The organism is Rhizobacter sp. LjRoot28, from assembly GCF_964253025.1.
GTDB lineage: Bacteria > Pseudomonadota > Gammaproteobacteria > Burkholderiales > Burkholderiaceae_C > Rhizobacter.
Genome location: NZ_CAXUQC020000001.1, coordinates 1,629,817 through 1,642,080 on the forward strand (window position 1 = coordinate 1,629,817; position 12,264 = coordinate 1,642,080).

At 67.8% G+C, this 12,264-nt stretch carries 12 protein-coding genes; 11 read left to right on the forward strand and 1 reads right to left on the reverse strand.

Going from position 1 to position 12,264, the window contains the following annotated elements:
* Positions 1 to 2 precede the first annotated feature (2 nt).
* From ACSQ2F_RS07705 to ACSQ2F_RS07755, 11 genes are read left to right on the forward strand one after another with little or no spacing between them, the layout of a single operon-like run.
* Positions 3 to 839, forward strand: coding sequence for a phosphatidate cytidylyltransferase (locus tag ACSQ2F_RS07705; protein ID WP_436021403.1), 837 nt, complete (start codon positions 3 to 5; stop codon positions 837 to 839).
* A gap of 48 nt (positions 840 to 887) precedes the next feature.
* A complete protein-coding gene (ispC, locus tag ACSQ2F_RS07710; RefSeq protein WP_436021405.1) occupies positions 888 to 2,090 on the forward strand; it encodes a 1-deoxy-D-xylulose-5-phosphate reductoisomerase in 1,203 nt (400 codons plus the stop codon).
* Entirely contained in the window at positions 2,087 to 3,445 is a 1,359-nt protein-coding gene (gene rseP, locus ACSQ2F_RS07715; protein WP_436021407.1) for an RIP metalloprotease RseP, read from the forward strand. Before ispC ends, rseP begins: the two co-directional genes overlap by 4 nt.
* An 8-nt stretch (positions 3,446 to 3,453) precedes the next feature.
* Entirely contained in the window at positions 3,454 to 5,772 is a 2,319-nt protein-coding gene (gene bamA / locus ACSQ2F_RS07720) for an outer membrane protein assembly factor BamA (RefSeq protein ID WP_436021409.1), read from the forward strand.
* Positions 5,772 to 6,302: an OmpH family outer membrane protein gene (locus ACSQ2F_RS07725; protein ID WP_436021411.1), complete on the forward strand. Its 531-nt coding sequence runs from the start codon at positions 5,772 to 5,774 to the stop codon at positions 6,300 to 6,302. Before bamA ends, ACSQ2F_RS07725 begins: the two co-directional genes overlap by 1 nt.
* A gap of 6 nt (positions 6,303 to 6,308) precedes the next feature.
* Positions 6,309 to 7,340: a UDP-3-O-(3-hydroxymyristoyl)glucosamine N-acyltransferase gene (gene lpxD, locus ACSQ2F_RS07730; protein ID WP_436021413.1), complete on the forward strand. Its 1,032-nt coding sequence runs from the start codon at positions 6,309 to 6,311 to the stop codon at positions 7,338 to 7,340.
* Positions 7,337 to 7,792 (forward strand): 3-hydroxyacyl-ACP dehydratase FabZ, encoded by a 456-nt coding sequence (gene fabZ, locus ACSQ2F_RS07735; protein WP_436021415.1) that lies wholly within the window; start codon positions 7,337 to 7,339, stop codon positions 7,790 to 7,792. The genes lpxD and fabZ overlap by 4 nt, the downstream gene beginning before the upstream one ends.
* 16 nt (positions 7,793 to 7,808) lie before the next feature.
* Complete coding sequence (gene lpxA / locus ACSQ2F_RS07740) at positions 7,809 to 8,597, forward strand: acyl-ACP--UDP-N-acetylglucosamine O-acyltransferase (RefSeq protein ID WP_436021417.1); 789 nt, start codon at positions 7,809 to 7,811, stop codon at positions 8,595 to 8,597.
* An 8-nt stretch (positions 8,598 to 8,605) separates the two neighbouring features.
* Positions 8,606 to 9,751: a lipid-A-disaccharide synthase gene (lpxB, locus tag ACSQ2F_RS07745; protein ID WP_436021419.1), complete on the forward strand. Its 1,146-nt coding sequence runs from the start codon at positions 8,606 to 8,608 to the stop codon at positions 9,749 to 9,751.
* Positions 9,723 to 10,460: a ribonuclease HII gene (rnhB, locus tag ACSQ2F_RS07750; RefSeq protein WP_436021421.1), complete on the forward strand. Its 738-nt coding sequence runs from the start codon at positions 9,723 to 9,725 to the stop codon at positions 10,458 to 10,460. The genes lpxB and rnhB overlap by 29 nt, the downstream gene beginning before the upstream one ends.
* The gene (locus tag ACSQ2F_RS07755) at positions 10,457 to 11,230 is read left to right on the forward strand and encodes a TrmH family RNA methyltransferase (RefSeq protein ID WP_436021423.1); all 774 of its coding nucleotides are present in this window, start codon (positions 10,457 to 10,459) and stop codon (positions 11,228 to 11,230) included. Before rnhB ends, ACSQ2F_RS07755 begins: the two co-directional genes overlap by 4 nt.
* Positions 11,231 to 11,284: 54 nt before the next feature.
* Here the strand turns inward: ACSQ2F_RS07755 and ppsR are convergent, their stop codons facing one another.
* Positions 11,285 to 12,106: a posphoenolpyruvate synthetase regulatory kinase/phosphorylase PpsR gene (gene ppsR, locus ACSQ2F_RS07760; protein WP_436021425.1), complete on the reverse strand. Its 822-nt coding sequence runs from the start codon at positions 12,104 to 12,106 to the stop codon at positions 11,285 to 11,287.
* Positions 12,107 to 12,264: the final 158 nt, after the last annotated feature.

The window sequence follows — 12,264 nt, forward strand, 5'->3', positions numbered from 1 at the left end:
ACATGCTCAAGCAGCGCGTCATCACCGCCGTCATCCTGCTGCTCGTGCTGCTGCCGGCGATGTTCGCGCCGATGAGCTGGCCCTTCGCGGTGCTCACGCTCGTGATGGTCGCCGCTGCGGGCTGGGAATGGGGCCGGTTGAATGGCGCCTCACCGGGCCTGGCCATCGCCATGGGCGGTATCGTGGCCGTGCTGTGCGGTGCGGCCTTGGCCGCCGGCTGGGTGGGCCTCGGCGCCAATCCGGCCTGGTGGCTGGCCTGCGCGGTGTGGGTGCTGGGCGGAGCCCTGGCCGTGAAAGTGGGTCCGTCCGCCTGGCCTGAGCTGCCACGGCTGGCCCGCTGGGTCCTCGGTGTCGCGTTGCTCTGGACGGCCTGGCTTGCGCTTGCGAGCGCCAAGGTCGTCGGCATCAACTTCCTGCTGTCGGTGTTCTGCCTGGTCTGGGCGGCCGACATTGCTGCGTACTTCGGCGGCCGCGCCTTCGGTCGCCGCAAGCTCGCTCCCACCATCAGCCCGGGCAAGAGCTGGGAAGGTGTCTGGAGCGGCATGGTGGGCGTGATGCTGCTCGCGGTGGCATGGATCCTCGCCGACCGCACCTGGTCGCTCGGATCGCCCAGCCTGTTCACGCTGCTCTGGCAGCGTTTCGATGCACTGGGGCTCATCATTGCCTTGGTGTTCCTCAGCGCCATGAGCGTCATCGGCGACCTCGTCGAGTCGCTCGTCAAGCGGGCGGCGGGCGCCAAGGACAGCAGTCAGCTGCTGCCCGGCCACGGCGGCGTGCTCGACCGGATCGACGCCCTGCTGCCCGTCTTCCCGATCGCGATGGCGCTCATCTCCATCTGATTCGACGGCAGCGCGCGTCGGCGCTGCGGTCACTTCCGGGTCTGCTCCATGTCCATGTCACCTTCGGCCCGACAGCGGGTCTGTGTTCTCGGTGCCACCGGCAGCATCGGCACCAGCACGCTCGACGTGCTGTCCCGGCACCCTGATCGCTATGAGGTCGTGGCCCTGTCCGCCTACGGCCGGGTCACGGAATTGCTGGCGCAGTGCCTGCAGTGGAAGCCGCGCTTCGCCGTGCTGCCCGATGCCGCGGGCGCCAAGACGCTGCAGGATGCGCTCCGGTCGGCCGGCAGTCGCACCGAAGTGCTGCAGGGCCCGGCCGCACTGTCGGAGGTCGCCTCGCACGCGGATGTCGACGTGGTCATGGCGGCTATCGTGGGCGCGGCCGGCCTCGAGCCCTGCCTCGCTGCCGCGCGCGCCGGCAAGCGCCTGCTGCTGGCCAACAAGGAAGCCATCGTGGTGGGTGGCGCGCTCTTCATGGATGCGGTCCGCGAGGGCGGCGCCACGCTGCTGCCCATCGACAGCGAGCACTCGGCCATCTTCCAGTGCCTGCCGGAGGACCGCAGCACCTGGGCGCAGCGCATCGACCACATCGTGCTCACGGCCAGCGGCGGACCGTTCCGCGACCGCGACCCGTCCACGCTCGCCGCCGTCACCCCCGACGAGGCCTGCGCCCACCCGAACTGGGTGATGGGCCGCAAGATCTCGGTCGACTCGGCCACCATGATGAACAAGGCGCTCGAGGTGATCGAGGCCCGCTGGCTCTTCAACCTGTCACCCGACCAGATCCGCGTCGTGGTGCACCCCCAGAGCATCATCCATTCGATGGTGGTCTGCCGCGACAATTCGGTGCTCGCGCAGCTGGGCACGCCGGACATGCGCGTGCCCATCGCCTACGGGCTGTCCTTTCCCGAGCGCATCGAATCGGGCGCGTCGATGCTCGACTTCACGACGCTCTCCGCGCTCACCTTCCGGCCGGCCGACGCCGAGCGCTACCCCGGCCTGCAGCTCGCATGGCAGACCTTGCGCGGCCCCGAGGGCAGCACGGCCATCCTGAACGCCGCCAATGAAGTGGCGGTTGCGGCCTTCCTGGCGGGAACCATCCGCTTCGACGGGATTCACAACGTGAATGCCCGCTGCCTCGACGCCGTCACGCCCCATGCCGATGCCTGCCGCAGCGTCGAAGGTCTGTTGGCGCTCGACGCCGAGGCCCGCCGCGCCGCGTCCGCCATCGTGGAGAAGCTGAGCCCATGATCGTCACCGTGCTGGCCTTCGTCCTGACGCTCGGCATCCTGATCGTCATCCACGAGTACGGCCACTACCGGGTGGCGCTGGCCTGCGGCGTCAAGGTCGAGCGCTTCTCCTTCGGCTTCGGCCCGGTCCTGTGGCGCCACCAGCGCACCCCCGACAGCACCGAGTTCGTGCTTTCCGCTTTCCCGCTCGGCGGCTATGTGCGCATGCTGGGCCACGGGCCCGAGCACGTGCCGCCGTCCCAGCACAAGGCGGCGTTCCGTTACAAGCCCCTGTGGCAACGCACGGCCATCGTGGCGGCGGGCCCGCTGGCCAACCTGACCCTCGCGGTGCTGCTGTACGCCGCGTCCAGCTGGATCGGCGTCGACGAGCCCGAGGCTCGCCTCGGCACGCCGCCCGACGCCAGTCTGGCTCAGCAGGCCGGGCTCCGTGCCGGGGACTGGGTCCAGTCCACCTCGCCGGACGGCATGCAGTGGAATGACGTTCGCGCCATGTCCGACCTGCGCTGGGCCATCACCCAGGCCGTGCTGCACGGCGAGCGCCTCCACCTGACGGTGAGCGACGCCCGCGGCAGTGCCCGCCGCACCGTGGTGCTCGACCTCGACACCCTGGGCTCGCGCGAGGTCGATGCCGGACTGATGCGCCGCATCGGCGTGTCCTTGTCCATGGGTGACGCCGTGCTCGGCAAGCTTGGCGCCGGGCCGGGGCAGGATGCCGGGCTGCAGCAGGGCGACCGGGTGCTCTCGGTGGATGGCCAGCCGGTCTTCGATGCAGCGCACCTGCTTTCGCTGATCCGCGCCAATACCCGTGAGACGCCGATGGCCTGGCGTGTCGAACGCGGTGGCCAGGCGCTCGAACTCACCGTCACGCCCAAGCCGGTCGGGGAGGGCGAGCAGCGCATCGGCCGCATCCAGGCCGGCCTGGGCGAAGGCCCCCGGATCACGACCGTGCGCTACGGATTTCTCGATGGCCTCGGGCAGGCGGTGGAGCGCACCTGGAGCATGTCGACCCTCACGTTGAAGATGCTCGGTCGCATGCTGATCGGCGAGGCCTCCCTCAAGAATCTCAGCGGGCCGCTCACCATCGCGGACTACGCCGGCCAGTCGGCACGGCTCGGTCTGTCGTACTACCTCGGCTTCCTCGCCGTGGTGAGCGTCAGCCTGGGTGTGCTCAACCTCCTGCCGCTGCCGATGCTCGATGGCGGACACCTGATGTATTATCTTTTCGAAGCAGTGACTGGGCGCCCCCCTTCCGACGTGTGGCTCGATCGGCTGACGCGCGGCGGCCTCGCCATCATGATCCTGATGATGTCGCTCGCTTTCTACAACGATGTGGCCCGCTACCTGGGCCTGCACTGACTCTCCGCATGCGAACTCCCCCCGCCTTCACTGTGTCCTGCCCGAGCCTTGTCCGTCCCTCCTTGGTGTCGCTGGCCGTGGTGGCCGCACTTCAGGCGATGCCGGCCCATGCCGTCGAGCCCTTCGTACTCAAGGACATCCGCGTCGAGGGCCTGCAGCGCACGGACGCCGGCACGGTCTTCGCCGCGCTGCCGTTCCGGGTGGGTGACACCTACAACGACGCCAAGGGCGCCGCAGCGCTGCGCGCGCTCTTCGCCACCGGCCTGTTCAAGGACGTGCGCATCGAGGTGGACGGCGACGTGATCGTGGTCGTGGTCGACGAACGCTCGGTCATTGCCAACATCGATTTCGTCGGCCTGAAGGAATTCGACAAGGAAGGCCTCACCAAGTCCCTCAAGGACTTCGGCATCTCCGAAGGCATGCCGTTCGACAAGGCGCTGGCCGACCGCGCCGAGCAGGAGTTGAAGCGCCAGTACCTCACGCGCAGCCTGTACGGCGCGGAGGTGGTGACCACCGTCACGCCGCAGGAACGCAACCGTGTCAACGTCACCTTCACCGTGACCGAGGGTGGCGCCGCCAAGATCAAGGAAATCCGCATCACCGGCAACAGCGTCTTCTCCGAAAGCACGCTCAAGGGCCTGCTCGACCTGAACGACGGCGGCTGGCTCAACTGGTACACCAAGGCCGACCGCTACTCGCGCTCCAAGCTGACCGCCGACCTCGAGACGCTGCGCTCGTACTACCTGAACCGCGGCTACCTCGAGTTCGCGGTGGAGTCGACCCAGGTCGCCATCTCGCCGGACAAGCAGGACATCACCATCACGATCAACGTGAAGGAAGGCCAGCGCTACACCGTCACCGGCGTCAAGCTCGATGGCGAGTACCTCGGCAAGGAAGAGGAGTTCCAGTCCCTCGTGAAGATCCGCCCGGGCGAGCCCTATCGTGCCGAGGAAGTGGCCGAGACCACCAAGGCCTTCACCGAGCGCTTCGGCAACTTCGGCTATGCCTTCGCACGCATCGAGGCGCGCCCGGAGATCGACCGCGAGAAGGGCCAGGTCGGCATCACCCTGTTCGCCGAGCCGGCACGCCGCGTGTACGTGCGCCGCTTCAACGTGTCGGGCAATAGCCGCACGCGTGACGAAGTGGTGCGCCGTGAGTTCCGCCAGTTCGAGGCTTCCTGGTACGACGGCCGCCGCATCAAGCTGTCGCGCGATCGGGTCGATCGCCTGGGCTACTTCAAGGACGTGAACGTCGAGACCACCGAAGTGCCGGGCACCAACGACCAGGTCGACCTGAACATGAACGTGGTCGAGAAGCCCACCGGCAACCTGATGCTGGGCGCCGGTTTCTCGAGCGCCGACAAGTTCTCGCTCAGCGGCTCCATCAAGCAGGACAACGTCTTTGGCTCGGGAACCTACCTCGGCATCGAGGTCAACACCAGCAAGTCGAACCGCAACCTGGTGCTGAGCGCATCCGATCCGTACTTCACCATCGACGGCATCTCGCGCTCCTTCGACATCTTCTATCGCACGAGCCGTCCGCTCAACAGCCAGGGCGAGGACTACAAGCTCGTGACGCCGGGCGCCTCCGTTCGCTTCGGCGTGCCGTTCACCGAGTACGACACGGTGTACTTCGGCATCGGCATCGAGCAGACTGAAATTCGCGGCGACTTCGGCCTGCCCTGGCAGTACCGGCGCTATCGCAACGAGTTCGGTGAGAAGAGCACCTCGTTGCCGCTCACCCTCGGCTGGACCCGCGACGGCCGCGACAGCGTGCTCGTCCCGAACGAGGGCCAGTACAAGCGCATCAACATCGACTGGGGCGTGGGCGGCGACACCCGCTACGTGCGCACCAACGCCCAGTTCCAGCAGTACTGGCCGATCACGAAGCAGTACACCTTCGCCATCAACGCGGAGGTGGGCTGGGGCAAGGGCCTCAACGGCCGCCCGTTCCCGATCTTCAAGAACTTCTATGGTGGTGGCCTCGGCACCGTGCGCGCGTTCGACCAGGGCTCGCTTGGTCCGGTGGACTGGGGCGGTGCCTACCTGGGCGGCTCCAAGCGCTTCAACCTGAACGGCGAGCTGTACCTGCCGGTGCCGGGTACCGGCAACGACCGCACGCTGCGCCTGTTCGCCTACACCGACGTGGGCAACGTGTGGGGCGAGAACGAGAAGATCCAGGCCGACAGCCTGCGAGCCTCTGCAGGTCTCGGCCTGAGCTGGGTGTCGCCCATCGGGCCGCTCAAGCTGAGCTATGGCCGACCCATCCGTTCCAAGTCAAACGATAGAATCAGCCCATTCCAATTTCAGATCGGGACCGCGTTCTGATGAAAAGTGCTCTGACGACATGCCTTCTGCTCGCAGCCGGCCTGGGTTCGGCCACGGCAGCGGTCGCGCAAACCCAGCCGGCGACCGTTGCGGTCAAGATCGGCTATGTCAACAGCGACGCCATCCTGCGTGACTCCCTGCCGGCCAAGGCCGCGCAGAACAAGCTGCAGGCCGAGTTCAGCAAGCGTGACAAGGAACTCGTCGACAGCGGCCGCAAGCTGAAGGAGGCGGTCGATCGCTACGAGCGCGAACAGGCCACCCTTGTCGAGAGTGAGAAGACGGCACGCCAGCGCCTGATCCTCGACCAGGAGAAGGACCTGCAGCGCAAGCGCCGCGAGTACTCGGAAGACCTGAACCAGCGCAAGAACGAGGAACTGCAGACGGTCGTCGAGGCCGCTCAACGGTCCATCCGCCGCATCGCCGAAGCCGAAGGCTATGACTTCGTGCTGCAGGAAGTCGTCTACGCCAGCCCCAAGGTCGACATCACCAAGAAGGTGATCGACTCCCTGAACGCCTCCGGCGGCAAGTGAGGGGTGGTGGACACCACCCTGGGCGAGATCGCCGCGTTCCTGGGCGGCGAACTGGTCGGTGACGCCGGCCTCGCCATCCGCCGCATCGGCCCGCTGGACAGCGCCGACAGCCACACCATCTCCTTCCTGTCGAACCCGCGGTACCAATCGCAGCTGGCCACGACCGCGGCGGGCTGCGTCATCGTGGCCCCCGCCCTGCGTGAGCCGGCGGCCGCCCGCGGCGCGGCACTCGTCACGCCCGATCCGTACCTGGCCTTCGCTCGCCTGACCCAGTGGTGGGCGGCCCGCACGCGTCCGCCTGTTGCGCCAGGTGTGCATCCCACAGCCTTCATTGATCCGGCCGCCCGGGTGGCGGCCAGCGCCAGCATCGGGCCCTTCGTGGTCGTGGAGGCCGATGCCGTGGTGGAAGAGGGCGCCCAGATCGGTGCCCACGGCTTCGTCGGCCGGGGCGCTTCCGTCGGCCGGGACACCCGCTTCGCGCCGCGTGTCACCTTCTCGCACGGTTGCCACATCGGCGCTCGCGGGCTCGTGCATTCCGGCGTCGTGATCGGCGCGGACGGTTTCGGGTTCGCGCCGCACCAGGGGCAGTGGGAGAAGATCGAGCAGCTGGGCGGCGTGCGCATCGGCGACGATGTCGAGATCGGCGCCAACACCTGCATCGACCGGGGTGCCCTCGACGACACCGTGATCGAGGAGGGCGTCAAGCTCGACAACCTCATCCAGATCGCCCACAACGTGCGCATCGGCGCCTTCACCGCCATGGCGGGGTGTGCGGCGGTGGCGGGCAGCACCACCATCGGCCGTCATTGCACCATCGGCGGCGCGGCCATGATCATCGGGCACCTGACGCTGGCCGACGGCGTGCACATCTCCAGCTGTACCGCCGTCACCCGCTCCATTTCCAAGCCGGGGGTGTACACCGGCCTGTTCCCCATCGACGACAATGCGGCCTGGGAGAAGAACGCAGCCACACTGCGCAACCTGCACGCCCTTCGGGAACGCGTGCGTGCCCTCGAAAAGAAAACCGGTTCATCATGAGCGACAACGCCCCCATCGACATCTACCAGATCCTCAAGCTTCTCCCGCACCGCTATCCGATCCTGCTGGTCGACCGGGTGCTGAGCGTCGTCGAGGGCAAGAGCATCAAGGCGCTGAAGAACGTCAGCGTCAACGAGCCCTATTTCTCGGGCCATTTCCCCTCGCGCCCGGTCATGCCCGGCGTGCTCATGATCGAGGCACTCGCCCAAGCGGCGGGGCTGTTGTCCTTCCTCACGCTGAACGTCACGCCTGACGACAACTCCGTCTTCTATTTCGCCGGCATCGATGGCGCGCGTTTCAAGCGCCCGGTGCAACCGGGCGACCAGCTGATCCTCGACGTCGAGATCGAGCGCCAGAAGGCGGGCATCTTCAAGTTCCTGGGCCGCGCGTCGGTGGACGGCGAGACGGCCGTGGAAGCCAGCCTGATGTGCACCATGCGCAAGGTCAGCTGAACCAAGGAGGCTGCACGTGGCAACGATCCATCCCACCGCGATCATCGAGCCGGGTGCCCAGCTGGGCGAGTCGGTGACGGTCGGCCCCTACAGCGTCATCGGCGCCGACGTGCGCATCGACGAGGGAACGGTCGTCGGCCCGCATGTGGTCATCCAGGGCCACACGACGATCGGCCGCGACAACCGCATCTTCCAGTTCGCCTCGCTCGGGGCCGCCCCGCAGGACAAGAAATACGGCGGCGAGCCGACGCAGCTGATCATCGGCGACCGCAACCTGATCCGCGAGTTCGTCACCTTCAACCTCGGCACGGTCCAGGATGGCGGCGTGACGCGGCTCGGCAATGACAACTGGATCATGGCTTACGTGCACCTGGCGCACGACTGCCAGCTCGGCAGCCACATCACCATCTCGAACAGCACGCAGCTGGCCGGGCACGTGCAGATCAGCGACTGGGTCACGCTCGGCGGCCTGACGCACATCCACCAGTTCTGCAAGGTGGGCTCCTACGTGATGACCGGCATGGGCTCGGCCATCTCGCAGGACGTGCCACCCTTCATGATCACCTCCGGTGCCCCGGCCGAGGTGCGCGGTCTCAACAGCGAGGGCCTGCGCCGGCGCGGGTTCACGCCCGAACGCGTGGCGGTGGTCAAGCAGATGCACAAGCTGCTGTACCGCGAGGGCCTGACCTTCGCCGCCGCCTGTACCGCCATCGAGGGCCTCGCCGGCACGGTGCCCGAGGCCGACGGCGATGTCGGCATGATGTCCCGCTTCCTCGCCGAATCCACCCGCGGCATCGTCCGCTGAAGGCCGGCATGGTTTCCTCCACACCGCGTTTCGCGATGGTCGCGGGCGAGGCGTCCGGTGACCTGCTGGCAAGCCTTCTGCTCGGCGGCCTGAAGCAGCGATGGCCCGGCATGAGTTCGCAGGGCATCGGCGGCCCGCGCATGGCTGCGCTTGGGTTCGACGCCTGGTGGCCCAGTGACAAGCTGGCGGTGCGCGGCTACCTCGAGGTGCTTCGCCATTACCGCGAACTGGTCGGCATCCGCAATGCACTGGGCGACCGCCTCATCGAGGATCGGCCTGACGTCTTCATCGGCATCGACGCACCGGATTTCAATCTCGGCCTCGAGATGCGGCTCAAGTCGCAGGGCATCAAGTCCATCCACTTCGTCAGCCCCTCGGTGTGGGCCTGGCGCGGCGAGCGCATCCTCAAGATCGGGCAGGCGGTGGACCACATGCTGTGCCTCTTTCCGTTCGAGCCGGCGCTCTACGCCAAGCACGGCATCGCCGCCAGCTACGTGGGCCACCCGCTGGCAGATGCCATTCCGCTCGAGGTGCCCCGCGCGGCGAGCCGCCAGGCGCTCGGCCTGCCCCCTGATGCCACCGTGGTGGCGCTCCTTCCCGGCAGCCGCCGCAGCGAGGTGAAGTACATCGCGCCCCGGTTGCTGGCCGCGGCCGCCCTGATGGCGCGCGAGCGCCCCGGATTGCGCTTCGTGCTGCCGATGGCACCGGGCCTGCGGGCCATGATCGAACCCATGGTGGCCCGAGAGGCCGCCGCGGCCGGGGTCGTGCTGCTCGACGGGCGCTCGCATGAGGCGCTGGCTGCCTGCGATGTGACCCTCATCGGCAGCGGCACGGCCACCCTGGAGGCGGCGCTCTTCAAGCGGCCGATGGTCATCACGTACAACATGAACTGGCTGGAGTGGCAGCGCATGAAGCGGCAGAAGTACCAGCCGTGGGTGGGCCTGCCGAACATCCTGCTGTCCGACTTCGTCGTCCCCGAGTTGCTCCAGGACGAAGGCCGCCCCGAGGCGCTGGCGCGGGCCGCCTTCGCCTGGATCGACAACCCTGATGCAGGCGCGAAGCTGGTCGACCGCTTCGACGCCTTGCATCGCCAGCTGCGCTGCAACACCGCGCAGGCCGCGACCGATGCCATCGAAAAAGTCCTCGCGGCCTGAGCAGCTCGGCCTGCACTTCGACGTGATCGGCCTGCTGGCCGGTGTGGACGAGGCCGGCCGGGGGCCGCTCGCCGGCCCCGTCGTGGCCGCCGCCGTCATCCTGGACGAGCTCAATCCCATCGAAGGGCTGGACGACTCCAAGAAGCTGACCGCCCGAACACGCGAGCGCCTCTTCGACGAGATCCGTGCCAAGGCCCTGTGCACCTGCATCGCCCAGGCCTCCGTGGAGGAGATCGACGCGCTCAACATCCTGCAGGCCACGATGCTGGCGATGAAGCGCGCGGTGGAGGGTCTGCGGTTGAAGCCGGCCAAGGTCCTTGTCGACGGCAACCGGTTGCCGCGCCTGAAGGTGCCGGCCGAGGCGATCGTGCAGGGCGACGCCACGGTGCAGGCCATCTCGGCGGCCTCCATCCTGGCCAAGGTCCACCGCGACCGCCTCCTCGCCACCCTTCACGAGGCGCACCCGGAGTACGGCTTCGATGGCCACAAGGGCTATCCGACGCCGGAGCACCTCGAGGCGCTGCGCCGACACGGCGCCTGCTTGCACCACCGACGCTCGTTCGCGCCGGTCCGCGAGGTGATGTCGCTCACGCCGGACCTGCAGTCCCTGCTGTCCCCGGCAACGGGGGCGTCGGCGGTCGTGGTGCCGGCCGCATTGCCGCCGGGCTCGGCCATCGTCACCCCATCCACTGAATTGCACGCCCCGTGAGCACAGCGCGCGCCATCACCTCACGCGACAATCCGTTGCTGGTTCGCCTTCGCAAGCTGGCCGGAGATCCGGGCGCCTATCGCAAGCTGGGGGAAGTGTGGATCGAGGGCGATCATCTCGTCTCGGCCTTTCTCCAGCGAGGCGTCCATGCACCCCAGGCGGTCATCACCGAAAGCGGCTGGCAAGACGCCCGGCTCGCCGCCTTGGCACAGGGTGCCGACACCGTGGCCATCGTGCCGGATGCGTTGATGGCCGGCCTCAGCACCCTTGAATCGCCCGCGCCGATCGCCTTCGCCGTTCCCTGGACGGGCGCGCTGGCGCCCCGTCCGGGCTTGCCCACCGTGGTGCTCGACCGCCTCCAGGATGCAGGCAACGTCGGCGCCATCCTGCGCAGTGCCGCCGCGTTCGGATTCACCCAGGTGGTCGCGCTCAAGGGCACGGCCGCACTCTGGTCGCCGAAGGTGCTGCGTGCCGGCATGGGCGCCCATTTCGGCCTGCATCTCGCCGAGGCCTGCGAGGTGGACGCCCTGGACGCGCTGGCCTTGCCGCTCGTGGCGACCAGCTCGCATGCCGAGGCCGCGCTGCACGAGGTGGATCTGCCCTGGCCCTGTGCCTGGGTGATGGGCCATGAGGGGCAGGGCGTCTCGGCACCGTTGATGGCGCGCTGTTCGCTCGCGTTGCGCATTCCGCAGCCGGGCGGCGAGGAGTCGCTCAACGTGGCCGCCGCGGCCGCGGTCTGCCTGTACGAGTCGGCCCGGCAGCGCAGCTGAGCCGGCCCGGTGCGCCGGCTGGGGCTGCGGCTGCGGCGTGCGGGGCGAAGGGCTTCAGTACATCAAGCGATCAGGCCGGATGTCGCGCAGGATGGTGGTGGCGATTTCCTCGATCGACTTGTGTGTCGACGACAGCCAGGAGATGCCCTCGCGCCGCATCATCGCCTCGGCCTCGGCCACCTCGTGACGGCAGTTCTCGAGGCTCGCGTACTTGCTGTGGGGCCGCCGCTCGTTGCGGATCTCGCTCAGCCGCTCGGGCGCGATGGTGAGGCCGAAGCACTTGCCCTTGTGCGGCGCGAGGCTCGATGGAATGGCCTGGCGCTCGAAGTCCTCGGGGATGAGCGGGTAGTTCGCCGCCTTGATGCCGTGCTGCATGGCCAGGTACAGGGAGGTGGGCGTCTTGCCGCTGCGGCTCACGCCGACCAGGATGACGTCGGCCTGCTCGAGGTTCTTGGCCGACTGGCCATCGTCGTGGGCGAGCGAGAAGTTGATCGCCTCGATGCGGTCGGTGTACTCCTGGCTCTTGGAGATGTCGGAGAAGCGGCCCACGCGGTGGTTCGACGTGATGCCGAACTCGGTCTCCAGCGGCTCGATGAAGGTGTTGAACATGTCCAGCACCATGCCCTTGCACTGGGACTTGAGCACGGCCAGGATCTCGGAGTCGACCAGGGTCACGAAGACGATGGAGCGCCGGCCCTCGAGCTCGGTGGTGTGGTTGATCTCGCGCACCACCTGATGCACCTTGTCGACGGTGTCGATGAAGGGGCGTCGCACGTGCCGTGGCTTGATGGCGAACTGCGCGAGGATCGAGTTGCCGAAGGTCTCGGCGGTGATGCCGGTGCCATCGGAGATGAAATAGACGGTGCGATTGAGCATGGGCGGGGCAGCGGCTGAGTGTCCGACATCATAGGCAAAAGCCCGTAGAATCGCCCCAAGTCTTCCCCCATATGCAACGGTCCGTGCCAACTCCAATTCATCCAAAGCGCCTGACCGTGCGCCACACGCTTGAGCCCTCTGAGCTTTGCTCGGGTTCG